14 protein-coding genes are annotated in these 13,349 nt (G+C 70.4%); 1 reads left to right on the top strand and 13 read right to left on the bottom strand.

What is annotated here, in order from left to right:
• Window positions 1-145: 145 nt before the first annotated feature.
• The 11 genes from ACFQLX_RS08480 to ACFQLX_RS08530 form a co-directional block, all read right to left on the bottom strand.
• Window positions 146-643: a hypothetical protein gene (locus ACFQLX_RS08480; RefSeq protein ID WP_361706957.1), complete on the bottom strand. Its 498-nt coding sequence runs from the start codon at window positions 641-643 to the stop codon at window positions 146-148.
• Between the two features lie 25 nt (window positions 644-668).
• Window positions 669-1,430 carry a hypothetical protein gene (locus tag ACFQLX_RS08485; protein ID WP_386413494.1) on the bottom strand — a complete coding sequence of 254 codons (762 nt, stop codon included), beginning with the start codon at window positions 1,428-1,430 and terminating at the stop codon, window positions 669-671.
• A gap of 97 nt (window positions 1,431-1,527) precedes the next feature.
• Complete coding sequence (locus tag ACFQLX_RS08490; RefSeq protein ID WP_386413495.1) at window positions 1,528-2,091, bottom strand: hypothetical protein; 564 nt, start codon at window positions 2,089-2,091, stop codon at window positions 1,528-1,530.
• A gap of 129 nt (window positions 2,092-2,220) precedes the next feature.
• A complete protein-coding gene (locus tag ACFQLX_RS08495) occupies window positions 2,221-2,913 on the bottom strand; it encodes a hypothetical protein (protein WP_386413497.1) in 693 nt (230 codons plus the stop codon).
• A gap of 32 nt (window positions 2,914-2,945) precedes the next feature.
• Window positions 2,946-4,451 (bottom strand): ATP-binding protein, encoded by a 1,506-nt coding sequence (locus ACFQLX_RS08500; protein ID WP_179499989.1) that lies wholly within the window; start codon window positions 4,449-4,451, stop codon window positions 2,946-2,948.
• 26 nt (window positions 4,452-4,477) lie between these two features.
• Window positions 4,478-4,930, bottom strand: a complete 453-nt coding sequence (locus ACFQLX_RS08505) for a DUF6238 family protein (RefSeq protein ID WP_386413499.1) — start codon at window positions 4,928-4,930, stop codon at window positions 4,478-4,480.
• Between the two features lie 25 nt (window positions 4,931-4,955).
• Window positions 4,956-6,422, bottom strand: a complete 1,467-nt coding sequence (locus ACFQLX_RS08510; RefSeq protein WP_386413501.1) for an SCO6880 family protein — start codon at window positions 6,420-6,422, stop codon at window positions 4,956-4,958.
• A gap of 134 nt (window positions 6,423-6,556) precedes the next feature.
• On the bottom strand, window positions 6,557-7,963 hold the full coding sequence (locus tag ACFQLX_RS08515) for an SCO6881 family protein (protein WP_386413503.1): 1,407 nt from the start codon (window positions 7,961-7,963) through the stop codon (window positions 6,557-6,559).
• A gap of 28 nt (window positions 7,964-7,991) precedes the next feature.
• On the bottom strand, window positions 7,992-8,672 hold the full coding sequence (locus ACFQLX_RS08520; RefSeq protein ID WP_386413504.1) for a hypothetical protein: 681 nt from the start codon (window positions 8,670-8,672) through the stop codon (window positions 7,992-7,994).
• Entirely contained in the window at window positions 8,672-8,980 is a 309-nt protein-coding gene (locus tag ACFQLX_RS08525; RefSeq protein WP_011029048.1) for a DUF6112 family protein, read from the bottom strand. Before ACFQLX_RS08525 ends, ACFQLX_RS08520 begins: the two co-directional genes overlap by 1 nt.
• Window positions 8,981-9,066: 86 nt before the next feature.
• A complete protein-coding gene (locus ACFQLX_RS08530) occupies window positions 9,067-10,212 on the bottom strand; it encodes a C40 family peptidase (RefSeq protein ID WP_386413507.1) in 1,146 nt (381 codons plus the stop codon).
• A 580-nt stretch (window positions 10,213-10,792) separates the two neighbouring features.
• On the opposite strand from ACFQLX_RS08530, the gene ACFQLX_RS08535 reads away from it, so the two are divergent.
• Window positions 10,793-11,539: a DNA-methyltransferase gene (locus tag ACFQLX_RS08535; RefSeq protein WP_383292434.1), complete on the top strand. Its 747-nt coding sequence runs from the start codon at window positions 10,793-10,795 to the stop codon at window positions 11,537-11,539.
• A 99-nt stretch (window positions 11,540-11,638) separates the two neighbouring features.
• On the opposite strand, the gene ACFQLX_RS08540 is transcribed toward ACFQLX_RS08535, so the two are convergent.
• Window positions 11,639-12,574 (bottom strand): DUF5655 domain-containing protein, encoded by a 936-nt coding sequence (locus tag ACFQLX_RS08540; protein WP_386413519.1) that lies wholly within the window; start codon window positions 12,572-12,574, stop codon window positions 11,639-11,641.
• Between the two features lie 79 nt (window positions 12,575-12,653).
• Window positions 12,654-13,349, bottom strand: a 696-nt coding sequence (locus ACFQLX_RS08545; RefSeq protein ID WP_386413509.1) for an ISAs1 family transposase, incomplete at its 5' end; no start/stop codon positions are given.

Here is a 13,349-nt window from a genome sequence, read left to right on the forward strand (position 1 = left end):
GCAGAGGGAGCGAAGGACCCGTTGGAGGTGGGCCAGTGGGCAGAGCGTCCGGCAAATCCGGGGTTTGGTCCGGCCGAGAATCGCTGGTAGAGGCCGCACGGCGGCGGTCAGCCGGGCGCCCCGCCGCAGCAGGGCACCCGGTCGTTCAGAAGAAGGGATTCTCTGTCGGCCGGTCGGCCCCGGTGGCGGCCATGAGCAGTTCGGCGAGGTCCTCGGGCTCGGACGACCTCTGGTCTATCCACCACCCGGCACGGGTCACCGTACGAGCGTTCTCCTCGATCTCCGCCCACTCCGCTTCGCTGGTCGTGCCTTCGGTGACCAGCGCGGTGTAGGCGTTGGTCAGGATCTGGTGACGACAGCGCACGCCCCAGGGAACGGCCCGCTCGGTCCCCTCCAGGGGAGGCATCCGGTACTGCTCGGACCAGGCTTCGGACGCCGTCTGCTCCTCGGCGCGCTTCGCCTTGAGCCAGGCGGCCTTGTCCTGCTCGTCGCCCTCGTTCGAGGCGCGCCAGCAGTCCGTGCACTCCTGCCTGGCGAGCCACTCGGCGAAGCCGGCGCGGCGGTCGGCCGGTCGGTCGGACAAGTCGCGGTCGGCATGGTGACCGCAGGGGTGGTCGATGGGCCAGATCGTCTTCACGGCCATGGAAGGACCTCCTTGAGGAGTTGGATCAGCGGTCGCGGGAGTACGCGACGCGGGGGTCAACCGGCCGGACCGCCGGTGTGGTGACGGCGGCGGGGACCGGCGCCCTGCCCGGGATACCGGCACGGGCCGGGCTGGCGGCGAGCGCGGCGGCGCTCAACGGAGACGCGCGGGCGGGACCACGACCGCGCTCACGGCCGGCGGTCGGCGTGGCAGCAGGGCGGGGCCGAGCCGTCACCTCTTGAGCGAGGCGGGGCTGCACTGCGACCTGGAGCCCCGAACGGTGCAGGGCCACCGTGGCGGCGGCGACTTTCCCCAGCGCCTCGACGCGATCGGTGGTCGCGGGGAGCGTGTAGATGTCCAGGCTCGAGTTGTGCCGCCAGCCGTCCTCCACCAGCGCCAGCCCGCTGAGGCCGGAGACACGGTCGTCGAAGGCGGCGACGATGCCGAGGTGCGGGTGATCGGCGAAGGCGACGTCTGGTTCACCGAGCGGGCCGCGGTCGCGTACCTGTGCCGTGCCGGGCGCCGGTGCAGGGTCAAGTGCGACGTCCACATCGACCTGGTAGCCGGCCTTGCGCAGTAGCTCGATGGCCCGGCTCGTACGGCCGTGTCCGTCACGGTTCTGGTCGGCCAGTGCGTACAACGTCGGCTGGTCTGGGACGGGATGGAAGTCGAATCCCCTGAGCATCCAGGTGCTGGCCGCGAGGTTCTTTGGGTTCGCGGCGACGATGCCGTGGACGGGGTGGTGGCCGAAGGCCAGGTCGGGCAGCACGTCGTAGTGGCTGGGCATGGCAGATCCATCCGAGGCGGGTGCGGTTACAGGTGCGGGCGACGGGCGGATCAGTTCTGAGGGTGCGGTGCACGGAGGACTCCTGGATCGCGGTCGGTCAGAGCCGGGGAGCTGATGAGGAACTGGCCGGTGGCGGCGCGGTCCGCGCGGAAGACTCCGGCGGCGGACCGGTCGGGAGCACGCGCTGGCCGACCGACGGCGAAGAGGCGAGAGCGACCGTCGCCCGGGATGGAGCGGAGTCGGGCGGGAGCACGGTGGCGGCGCGCGCCTCGCCGGAACGTTCCTGCTCCTGGCGTGTCGGTACGCCAAGCTGGTCCAGGCGGGCGTCGACAGCGAAGAGGAGATCCGGCACGCTGCCGCCGTGACGCGCATGCGGACCGTCCGGCTCGGAGTCGTAGATCACCTCGTAGACGGCGGGCTCGGCGGACCGGTGGCGGGTGACCATCCAGCTTTCCGGGGTCTCGGGGTGCTCGGAGGGTGGCTCCTGCGGGGGCGAGATGATCAGCGAACTGCCGTCGGGAAGCTCGGCGTGGACGATGTAGTCGCTGAGGCCGTACTCGACGGTGCCCTCCAGGCCGCGCTGCCCGAGCGCGGAGCAGAGGGCGGCTTGAAGGTGACGCGGATTGGATGCGGCGGTCGGGGGCGGGGTTTCGTGGTGCATGGAGTTCTCCGTTGCGAACGTCCCGCCGTACGGCGGGAGCCGACGGGGCGTGGAGCTTGAAGGAGCGCGGTGGTCCATGAGGATCTGGTGATCGGGCAGTTTGGCGCTGCCGTGACTGCGTGCTAGGGATCACCGCGAGCGACCGGGAGCCGGCGGTTGCGATGCCGGCGGGACCTGGGGCGAAGCAGGTGATACGGCAGGGGTGTTGTGCGTCGAGCGGGTCAGGGCGACGCGAGCCCGCTCGGTCTGCGCTGGCCGTTCGGTGTCCGCTCGGTGCGCGAGGTATTCGCCGACGCGCACCAACGCCGGTCCCTTGGAGCCGAGTTCGTGTGAGTAGTGCCAGCCTTCGGTGTTGCGGTGCTCCTCGGCACGCTCCTGGTAGAGGTGGAGCACGCTCGGCTGCGAACCGTCCATAAGCGCCATGACGCCGTCCCATTCGTGCCGCAGTTCCTCCGCCCGGATCAGGATGTTGTCGATCCCGCGTATCCGACGGAGGTCGTCACTGATCGGCCCCTCGACGTAGTCGGGGCCGGCGGCGGCGCGGACCCCGGCCAGCACCTCGGGTCCGTGGTCGAGGAACACCTCGGCGTGCTTCCACGCTTCGGCGTCCCGCTTGACCTTCCCGTCCCCGTAGACCTTGTCGTTCAGCGGCCAGCCGTCCGCGTCGCAGAGGGAGTCCGAAACCGCGTCCCAGGCGTCGCACGCCTCGTTGATCCCGGCGGCGGCCGAGGCGAGTGCCGGGAGGTGCCGTCGCCACGCCAAAGGGTCTGTGGCCTGCGACGGCTGCTTGTCACCGGAGGAAGGAGTGGAAGAAGCAGACATGATCGATTCCCGTTGCTGTGCTGGTCGTTGGGCTAGGCGGCCATGCGGGCGTCTGTGTCGAACAGCTCCCGCTCGGCCGGGTGGAGGATGTGCTGGGTGATGAACGAGCGGCCGGCGACCTTCCACAGACCTCGGCCCTTGGTCAGGGCGGACACCGCCTGGGTCTCGACGCCGGTCAGGCCGAGCAGAGATGCAGCGGCGGCGAGCTGGTCGGGCTCTTGGCGGTAGATGATGCGCGTGCTGCAGTCCGCGAGGAGCCCCTCGGCAAGGACTCGGCCGCGTGAACCGGCGTCGCCCGCCGAGAGCAAGTCGCTGAGCCGGTGGATCACCATGAGGTTCGCGATGCCCAGCCCTCGGGAGAGCTTCCACTGGCTCTGCATCCGCTCCAGCAGCCCGACGTGCCGCATCAGCCGCCACGCCTCGTCGTAGATCACCCAGCGTCGACCGCCATCGGGATCACTGAGGGCTGACTCCATCCACGCGCTCGCGCACGTCATCGCGAGCACCAGTGCCGTGTCGTCACCGGAGCCGCCGAGACGGGAGAGGTCGATGGACAGCATCGGTGTGGTCGGGTCGAACGACACGGTGCTCGGCGCGTCGAACATGCCGCTCAAGTCGCCGTGCACGAGACGTCGCAGGGCGTGGGCGAGGTCCTGGGCGGCTGAACCGAGGTGCCCCGCCTGGTGGCCGAGGGCGTGGTCGAGGCGTTCGGGGGAGCCGAGTACGTGCGCGATCTCGCCGAGCAGCGGCACCGTGCCCCGGGCGGCGGCGTCAGCGACGACCAGATCCAGGGCCAGGTCGAGGGCGGTGTGCTCCATCGGCAGCAGGTCGCGCTTCAGCACGGTGCGGGCGAGGCTGGCTAGCAGCAGCAGACGGCGCTTGCGAACCTCCGTGAACCAGTCCTCCTCGCTCACGGAGGCGGGGCGGGCCGGGGCGTCCAGCGGGTTCAACCGTCCAGGGAGCCCCGGGCCCAGGGCGATGCTGTATCCGCCGAGGGCCTGCGAGACACCGGTCCACTCTCCCTTGGGATCGCAGGGGATGTAGATCCGGTAGCCGTGGGCGATCGACCGGGTGGCGATCGACTTCGCCAGCGCCGACTTGCCCATGCCGATGATCCCGGCCAGGACCGCGTTGGGGTTGGTGAAGCCCTCCACCCTGCCGCTGTTGTAGAGCGAGAACGGGTCGAAGCAGAAGGCCGCCTCCGCGTGCACATCGCGGCCGATGAACACTCCTTCGGCGCCCAGGCCGCCCTCGGCCACGAACGGGTAGGCGCCGCTGGCTGTGGCGGTGGTCATCCGGTGGGCGGGCAGGGCGAGCTTGCCGCCGCGGGCGGAGGCCGGACCGGGGCGACCGGCGGGCGGGTAGGTGGGCCGCAGATCCGGGTCGAGGGTCTGCTCGGCGCGGTGCTTGGGCGGGTTTCCGGCGAGGCGTGCCTGGCGGCGGGCTTCGGTGAAACCGGCTCGGGCGGCTCGCTGTTCGGCGCGGGTCGTCTTACGGGGCACGAACAGGGGGGAGGCGCTGGCGCGGGTACGGGGCATGAGCGTTTCTCCAGGTGAGGGGTGGGTCAGCGGCGGACGAGGCCGGTGAACGGGGCGTGCAGGTCGGCCGGGGTGGTGCGCCGCCGGACGAGATGAGCGGTGCGCTGGTGGCGCTGGCAGATGGTCAGGCCCGGCGCTCCCTCCGGAAGGCCGGCCTGGCACGCCTCCGGTGCGGGGATCTCGCCAGAGTCCGGCCGGGGCGCCGCGTGGTAGGCGGCGTGGAGGTGCTCGGCGGCCTGCCAGATGCGGGTGCGGGCGGTACGGAGCTGGTCGCCCTCGACCGCGACGAGCTGCCCGGTGCGACCGGTGTGGGCGTCGAGCAGCCCGTAAAGCGCGACGAGGTGGGCGTGCAGGGCGTCCAGCTCGGCCCGGGTGGTGACCAGCGGGCCGCCCGGGATGTTGAGCGCCCGGTGGAAGTCGAGCGCGGCGGTGGCGAAGGGCACGAAGTCCTGCGCGGTAGGGCTGGCGGTGCGGGACATGAGGGTGCTCTTTCGAAGGGAGGGGTCAGGCAGCGAGCGCGAGCGGCAGCGCGGCGGCGGTGAACGCCTCGGTCTGCTGCCAGGTCAGCGGCCGGAGATCGAGCTGGGCGCCGACAGCGGCGGTCTCCACGACGGCGCAGGCGGTGCGCAGCTCGTCCTCGGTGTCGGCCGAGACGGTCAGCAGACCGGTCAGGGCGACGTCGGCGTGCCCGGCGACGAGCTGGCGTTCGCGGGACTTGATGTCCTGGTACTCGATCGAGTCCGCCTCGGAGTCGACCTGGCCGCGCCGGGCCCGTTCGGCGGCGTCGGCGATCACGCTGGACTTCTTGCGCTGCACGTCGCGCAGGGCGGCGTCGAGGTTCTTCGGCTCGTAGGAGAGCGACAGCGTGCGCCGCACCCCGCCGGTGAACAGGAGCTGGTGCAGGAAGCCGGCGCTGGTTTCGGTGCGCGGCCAGTTCTCCACCCAGTAGGTGGCGTGCACGGCGGAGTCGGTGGCGATGTGGTCCGCCTTCTCGACGACCACGACGGGGCCGGCGGCGGCGGGCTCGGCCTCGGGGCGACCGGCCGTGGACCAGCGGTCGAGTGTCGCCAGCGCCTTCGGATCGTAGGAGGTGCGCACCACGGCGGCGATCTCGCGGGCGGTGAGCCAGCCCGTCGGGGTGAGACCGGCGGTCCGCGCCGCCTGGTCGAACGTGGAGGTGAGCTGGGCGAGGACGCTGAAGGCACCGGTGAGACCGCCGCCAGCCTGGTTGATCAGCCGACGGGCCGCCTTGGTGTCCAGGGACACCGCGACGTACGCCTCGTGCGGGGCGGCTGCGGGACCGGCGCTCTGGATCAGCTCGTTGTAGATCGCGCCGGCCATCGGGGTGTCGGGGCGGCCGTGCTCTTCCCAGTAGCGGCGCAGCGCGTCGCCGGAGTCGGGGATGGTGCGCTCGATCACCTGGATGCGGGCGATTTGCCCGGTACGGGCGAGAGCTGCCAGCGCGCGTCCCCAGCCGCCGACGTTGGCCTGCTGGGTGCCGGGGTCGAGCAGGACGTAGGCGCGGGAGGAGACCTTGACCACTGCGGTCAGCGTCCCGGTGTGCGGGTTGTGGACGGCGCCGTACTTGCCGTCGGGAGCAGTGGTCACGCGCAGGCTGGCAGCGGTGCCGGGAAGGTGGAGCAGGCCCTCGCGGGTCGGCCGGCGAGAGGGCCGGGTGAGCCAGACGAGCTGGCCTCGCATCCGGCGCAGCGCGTACCGGACGACGATCGGGGCCCAGTCCGCCAGAGCACGGCCTCGGTGGCGGACGAAGACGAGCAGGGCGATCACGGCCCACAGCGGGATGAGCTGGAGGGCGCCGACCACACCGCGGGCGAGGATCACGGCGAGAAGGAGAAGGCCGGTGAGCCCGGCGACGACCAACTGCGGGACGGACAGGCCGAGCAGGACGCCGCGCCTGCTGCGGTGCGGGAACTTCACGGTGGGCGTGGAGGACTGGTGCTTGCCGGACATGGTGGTTCCAGACGGTGGGAGCGGGCGGAGGACGGGGCGCGCGGCGCTCTTCTGGACGTCATGGCGAAACCTTCCTGCTGGTGGGAGGCGGGGGCGGGCCGTGGAGTGCGGCCCGCCCCCCGGGGGGATGTGGGTCAGGAACCCGACGGCGGCTGGGTGGGATACACCCAGTTCGTCGGCGTCGCGGAGCCGGTGGCCGACGGTCCGGCGGACGCCGGAGCGCCCGAGGCCGAAGGTCCGGGGTCGGCTGGCGGCATGGAGGTCATGTCGCCGCCCGGAGCCGATGCGGCTGCGAGGTGACCGGAGCCGCCCGCAACGCCTTGGGCAGCCGATTCGGACCCTTCCGGTTCGTCCTCGCCAGGACGTGTGATCAGCGGCGGGATCCCGGGGCGCTGGATCAGAGCCCGGCCCTTGTCGCCGCTCGCATCCGGGTCTTCGCCGTACCGGAAGCGGGTCTGCTGCTTGGGCGGCCCGGCGTCGATGCCCTCCTTGCTGAGGTTGCCGCCGGAGGGGTTGATGCCGGAGGCGACTCCGTCGGTGCCCGCGCCGGGGACCTGGTTCGGACCCTGCGGAGCGGGGGCGCCGGTACCGGCCCGCAGCGCGAGGCTGCCTGCGGTCTTCGCGGCTCCTGCGGCGACCGCCATGCCGGCGACACCGGTGCGGTGCATGTCGTCGTGGCCGCCGCCGTCGCTGGCCCAGTGGACGAACTTGTACGTCGCGTAGGGGCAGAGCAACACCAGGACCATCACGACGATGCCGGCCATCGCGTCGGACAGGGCCGCCATTCCGTCGCTGGCGTCGGTCTTGCCCATGGCGGAGACGCCGATGAGGAAGACCACGGTCATCAACAGCTTGGAGACGATCAGGGTGCCGGTGGCCTCGATCCAGCCGCGCCGCCACCGTTTGGCGACTTCCCAGCCGCCGCCCGCCCCGGCGAACACCGCGAGCGCGACCATGATCAGGACGCCGACCTTGCGGGCCACCATCACGCCCCAGTAGAGGAAGGCGCCGATCGCGCACCCGAAGGCCACCAGCGCGGGCACACCCCAGCCGAGGCCGTACATGGCCCCCATCTGATCAACCTTGATCACACGACGGATCGCGTCGTCGATCGAGGTGTTGGCGGCTTTGAAGAGGCCGTCGGACAGCGCGTCCACCACGGTGATGGCGACGGTCGTGAAAGCGATGGCGGAGAAGCTGAACAGGACTCCGGTCATGGTGCCGAACGCCGCCTTGGCGAGGGCACGTTCGTCTCGACGCCAGGCAGCGGTCATGAGCTGGATGCAGAAGATGCCGACGGTCAGGGCGAGGCCGATGGGCAGCAGCAGCTCGTAGTTGTCGCGGAACCACCCGGCGTTGAGGTCGATGGCCGTCGTCTTGTTGACGGCCTTGGCGGCCAGGTCGGCCGCGCTGGACGCCAGCTCGCCCGCCGACTTCGCGATCCACGCGCCGAGACCGTCGGTGACGGTGCCGGCGGGGTTGGTGGCGAAGTCGACAGCGCCGCAAACCTTGTCCATCAGCGGGAAGTCGCAGACTCCCATGGGTCGTACCTCCGTTCTGGGGCGAGGGTCAGGGCGCGACGGACGGCATGACGCCGACCAGGGCGCAGGAGCGGTTGGGTCGGCACTGGACCGCGAGGGTGGTGGACCGGCTCTCCGCGCCGCCGGCAGCCGAGCCCTTCCAGCGAATCGACTGCTTGCCGGAGACCGTGACGGCGTAGACGTACGCCTGGGTGATCGCCCCGGGGTCGTCCTGGAGGGCCTGCGTAAAGGCATGCGGGAAGTGGCCCTCGTTGATCTTGGCGGTGGCGACCTGCTTGTTGGCCGCCATCTCCTTCCACAGCACGGCCGAGGGGACTGCCTGGTCGACGGAGGCCGGGTCGGCGTACTTCGACTCCGTGGTCAGCCAGCCGCGCAGCGCCTTGCGCAGCTCTGGCTGCGAGTACGCGCGGGTGTCGTACGACCACAGCGCTGCGGCGGCGGCCTTCCCGTACGTGATCGGGTCGTGGGTTTTCGGCGGAACGGGCAGAGCGCGGTGCCGGGTGTGCGGCCCGGACGGTGCCGCGGGCGACGAGGACGCCGTGGGCGAACTCGGCGGTGGGGAAGCGGTATCGGAGGGGCTTCGGCCCTCGCGGGTGAGGTAGGCGGCCAGGCCGGCGAGGGCGACGAGCGCCGCCAGGACGGCAGTGCCGAGCAGCGCCCGGCGGCGCACGCGAGATGCGCCGCCGGGGTGGGTGGAGTGCTGAGCCATCAGTGGACCTGCGTCCCGAGCGTCGAGAAGAACGCCACTACACCGTTGGCCGCACCGAGAAGAAGGGCCGCGCCCGCGCTTACCAGCACGCCCTTCTTCCCGTTCGCCTCGGCCTGGTGACCACCGGAGTGGTGACCCCAGGCCCACACGCCCGCACTGACGGCGAGGGCTCCGACCACGGCGATGAGCCCGAACAAGTTGATCGAGCCCATTACCTGCTTGAGGACGTTGAGGCCAGGGAGCCCGCCCTCGTTGGGCTTGATTCCGGGGTCGTAGGCGAGCTGTATGACCTGTTCAGCGAGATACACGGGAACTCCAGTTCGGATGAGCGCACGCCAAAGCCCGGTGAGGCGAACCAGCGGTGCGAGGGAGGTGAGGAGGGGAGGAGCGCCGGTCAGACGACTCGGCGGGCCGCGAGAATCCGCGATTTCCAGGACGCGACGGTGGTGATCCGTGCGACGTCACCGGTGTGCGGGGCGTGGACGATCAGGCCCTGCCCGATCGCCATCCCGACGTGTTCCGGTACGGAGGCCGTCCCCTCGGTGAAGAGGAGATCGCCCGGCTTGAGGGCATCGACCGAGACGGCCTTGCCGTCCTTGACCTGCGTGTACGTGGTCCGCGTCAGGGTGACCCCGGCGGCTTTGTACGCGCCCTGCATCAGGGAGGAGCAGTCGCAGCGGCCCATCGGGTTTTTGCCGTGGGAGTCGGTGCACGTGCCGCCCCACTGATACGGGGTGCCGAGCTGGCCGAGCGCCCACCGGATCGCCGTCTGTACCTTCGGTGGCGCGGAGGCGGGAATCTTGTACTCCTTCGGCAGTGCACCCGCCGGGATGGTGCCGAAGTCCGTCCCGTCGCCGTCCGCCGAACAACCCCCCGCGGAATCGGGAGAGGGGCTGCCGGTGTCGGCAGAGCCTGACGGCGACGGGCTCGGCGATGCACCGCCGGTCTTCTGCAGCAGGGGCTCGATGGCCTTCTGCAGGGCGGTGGCCAGCGGCTCCCATTTGGCATACGCCTCCGGGAAGCCCGACTTCTGTACCGCCTGGGCGGCCTGGGTGACAGAGAGGGACTGCCAGCCGGAGACCTTCTTGAGCCCTTCGTAGAACTTCGTCGAGGCGTGCACCGGGTCGAGGATCTGGCTGGCCGTACCCCAGCCCATCGACGGCCGCTGCTGGAAGAGACCCAGCGAATCGCGGTCGCCGTAGGTCAGGTTCCGCAGGCCGCTCTCCTGCAGCGCGGTCGCCAGGGCGACGACCTGCCCTCGGGCGGGGATGTTCATCGCGACGCCCGTGGCCTGGATCGTCTTGGCGTTGGGCACTTGGTCGGCAGGCGCGTCCAGGCCCGGCACGGAGACCGAGCCCTTGTCGCCGCCGTCCAGGATGGCCTTCACCTGCTTGGCGACGGCGGAGGCGTCCACACCCTGTGCACCGTCGGTCGAGCACGAAGCCGAGGCGGTCCCGGCACCTATGCCAAGGATCGGCAGTGCCAGCAGGAGTGGTCCGGTGGCGCACAGACCGACGAGGGCTCCCGTCGTCTTCTTCACGGCCGCCGCCGTTCAGCGCGACGGTGGTGCGGACCGGTCGAGGGAGGTGGGTCGGGGCGCGGGTGTGTCATGGCATGCTGCATCGCAGCGGCTCCTCGGTGTTCGAAGGAGACGCGGTGCCGACTTCTCGTGCAAAGCCGTCGGCACCGCGCCGATGTGCATCCGCCTCTCGGCGGGCCCGGGTCAGAGGAGTTGGTAGCTCCAGGACGCCGGTTTCAGATCACGCGCGGCAGCCAGCCGCGCTCGTAATCTCAGGCAGTGCACATGGGCCTCCTCACGGCGCTCGTGGGCAGATGGGCAACATGTCTCCGACGCCGCCCGATTGGACGAGACAGCACGGATAAGCACAGCTCAACGGGGGTGGAGCAGCGCTCCTTCCCGGTGACACGGCGAGACAGTAGACCGGGATTCCGGCCGCACCAAACGACTGCCATCCAGGGGCCCGAAGCAGGGAGCCACCTCGTTGGGCGCAGCCGGAATTCGCCGTTAACCTCCGCTGCAACCTCGCACCGGATGCACGCCGTTGAGCGCTGTCCGGAGCAGGTCCTGAGTCCGCCGCACCCGAAGAGAGGCCCTCCCCATGAGTTACACGCTGCACCGAGGCGATGCCCTGATCGTCCTGAAGTCCCTCCCGGACGAGAGCGTCCAGGCGGTGATCACCGATCCGCCGTACAACTCTGGGGGCCGCACCAGCTCCGACCGGACCGGCCGTACCGCACGTGCCAAGTACGTCACGAGCAACTCGGCGCACGACCTCGCCAACTTCCCGGGTGAGAACCGTGACCAGCGCTCCTACCGCTCCTGGCTCACCGAACTGCTCACCGAGGCGTACCGGGCCTCGACCGAGCACGCGGTCGCCATGGTCTTCACCGACTGGCGGCAGGAGCCGACCACCTCCGACGCCCTTCAGATGGCGGGATGGACCTGGAGCGGCACGATCCCGTGGATCAAGCCGTCCAGCCGACCCCGCAAGGGCGGGCCGAAGCAGGACTCGGAGTTCATCATCTGGGGCGTCAAGGGCTCCCTCGACAACACCCGCGACCTCTACCTGCCGGGGCACTACATCGCCTCCCAGCCCCGCAAGGGCCGAGTTCACATCACCCAGAAGCCCGTCGAGGTCATGCAGCAGCTCGTCCAGGTCTGCCCCGAGGGCGGCACTGTCCTCGACCCGTTCACCGGCAGCGGCTCCACCGGGGTCGCGGCCCTGCGCGAGGGACGCCGCTTCGTAGGCGTCGAGCTGTCCGCGCACTACGCCGACGTCGCTGAGGAGCGGCTGCGGGCCGAACTGACGAAGGACGACTTCGAGCTGGCCGGACCGGAGGCATGATCGTGAGAGCGAAGAGAGGCCAGGGCCGGCAGCCCACAGACGCCAGAGGGGCGGCTGGTGCATCGACTAACCGATGCACCAGCCGCCCCTCCTGTTACGTCAGGCCGCCTCGAACGCCCGCCGGATCAGCGGCGCCGCCTTCTCCAAGTCGGCTGCCGAGGCGACGCGGACCTCCAGGTCGCCGGTCCCGAGGTGTCCGATACCGCGCATGTCCCGGGTGAAGCCCTCCTCCAGCTCGACCGTGTCCGGGTCGAGTCTGAGGTACACCAGGATCGCCTCGTGCTTCGGACGGAAGATCACCGACGCCACGTTCACCAACCGCCGGTAGGCGATGTAGTGCCGCAGGGACGCCACCTCCACCTCGCCCCATGCCGTGAGCGCCTCGTCCAGTTCCGCGTACAGGTCCCGCAGGCACTCCGGCACCGCTCCTCCACCCGCAGGCGGAGAGACCGCCGAAGCCGTCGGCACGCTGTCCGCCACGGGTGCCCGCTCCCGGCCCCGGCGAGACGAGGCAGCGCTCGGGCTGCTGGTCGCGGAGTCCACGAGCAGCAGCCCCAGCAGGCCACCGTCGAAGATCCGGTAGCGCACCAGGTCGATCCGCTCGGGCAACCTCTGCACCGCCACCCGGTCGTGGTGCGAGAAGCCCGCCGCGATGCAGATCATCCGCGGACGACGCCAGTCGACGGACTCGGCGGCCTCCGCCCCCAGCACCTTCCGCACGAGCGCCTCGAACTCGTGGTGCGCCGACTCCAGCCAGGACAGGTAGGAGACAGCCTGGGACATCACCCCGCTGTCCGAGCCCTTCTTGAACTCGATCACCACCGGACTGCCGTTCTCATCGAGTCCCAGGGTGTCGATCCGCCCCCGGTGCCAAGGCCCGGTCGGATACTCCGAGGCCAGGAAACGGACGCCCAGCATCTGCTCCAGGCCGGCCTCGACCCGCCGCTGCAGCTCCACCTCCAGCGCAACCGTCGAGCCGGCCAGCTCGACATCCCGTCCGTTCGCGTCCTGCCGGAACATCATCAGCTCGGCCACCAGCGCCCCCTCCCGCGATCTCTGCAAGGAAGCCAATCGAACGAACGCCCTGGTTATTCCACCTCTAGCCAGGGCTTGATCAAGTTCCGTTGAGGTCGGGCTTGTAGGTGATGCCCAGGATGGGGAGGGCTCGTTCTGGTTGGTCGCGGATGGCGCGGGTGGTCTTGGCGATGTTGGTCGCTCCGAGGGTTTTGAGGGTGCCGATCGCGAGGTTGCGGAAGGCGGCCATGGCGCGGGGTGCGTTGCCGGCGTGGACGGTGGAGGCGTCTTCGGCGAAGGTGCGGTCGCGGATGTGGTGCTGGGCTTCCACGGTCCAGTGTTGCCGCAGGTGGGAGGCGAGTTCGGCGGGTGTTGCCTGGTGGGCGTCGAGGCTGGTGACCGCGTAGACGGTCTCGCGGGTTTCCTTCCTGCCGGTTGCTTTGCGGCGGCGGTGGACGCGGATGGCGAGCTTGGCGTGGGGGAAGGCGATGCCGCCGAGGTTGTCGGCGATGGCGAGGGTCTTGATGGAGCGGGACTCGCGACGGCCGTGTCCCTTGTTCGAGGCGGTGTGCTGGATAGCCACCGCATGCCAGTCCAGATCGTCCAGTTGGGCCCAGGCCGTCGGCTGGTTGGGCTTGATCACGGCCACGTAGTGCGCCTTCTTCGTCTCCACCAGCCAGGTGACGTTGGCTTTCACGGAGTGCAGCGCGTCGAAGGTGACCACGTTTGCGTCCAGGTCGAGGGGGGTGCCCCTATGTGTTTGGTCAAGGTCGAGGACCAGTAGGTTCGTGCGATC

This window comes from Streptomyces polyrhachis (assembly GCF_042663125.1).
Lineage (GTDB): Bacteria > Actinomycetota > Actinomycetes > Streptomycetales > Streptomycetaceae > Streptomyces > Streptomyces polyrhachii.

What these genes read in the sequence shown, in the direction of transcription:
- ACFQLX_RS08480 (WP_361706957.1), bottom strand. Translation starts at nt 643, where the DNA reads ATGGCCGTGAAGACGATCTGGCCCATCGACCACCCCTGCGGTCACCAT.
- ACFQLX_RS08485 (WP_386413494.1), bottom strand. Translation starts at nt 1,430, where the DNA reads ATGCCCAGCCACTACGACGTGCTGCCCGACCTGGCCTTCGGCCACCAC.
- ACFQLX_RS08490 (WP_386413495.1), bottom strand. Translation starts at nt 2,091, where the DNA reads ATGCACCACGAAACCCCGCCCCCGACCGCCGCATCCAATCCGCGTCAC.
- ACFQLX_RS08495 (WP_386413497.1), bottom strand. Translation starts at nt 2,913, where the DNA reads ATGTCTGCTTCTTCCACTCCTTCCTCCGGTGACAAGCAGCCGTCGCAG.
- ACFQLX_RS08500 (WP_179499989.1), bottom strand. Translation starts at nt 4,451, where the DNA reads ATGCCCCGTACCCGCGCCAGCGCCTCCCCCCTGTTCGTGCCCCGTAAG.
- ACFQLX_RS08505 (WP_386413499.1), bottom strand. Translation starts at nt 4,930, where the DNA reads ATGTCCCGCACCGCCAGCCCTACCGCGCAGGACTTCGTGCCCTTCGCC.
- ACFQLX_RS08510 (WP_386413501.1), bottom strand. Translation starts at nt 6,422, where the DNA reads ATGTCCGGCAAGCACCAGTCCTCCACGCCCACCGTGAAGTTCCCGCAC.
- ACFQLX_RS08515 (WP_386413503.1), bottom strand. Translation starts at nt 7,963, where the DNA reads ATGGGAGTCTGCGACTTCCCGCTGATGGACAAGGTTTGCGGCGCTGTC.
- ACFQLX_RS08520 (WP_386413504.1), bottom strand. Translation starts at nt 8,672, where the DNA reads ATGGCTCAGCACTCCACCCACCCCGGCGGCGCATCTCGCGTGCGCCGC.
- ACFQLX_RS08535 (WP_383292434.1), top strand. Translation starts at nt 10,793, where the DNA reads ATGAGTTACACGCTGCACCGAGGCGATGCCCTGATCGTCCTGAAGTCC.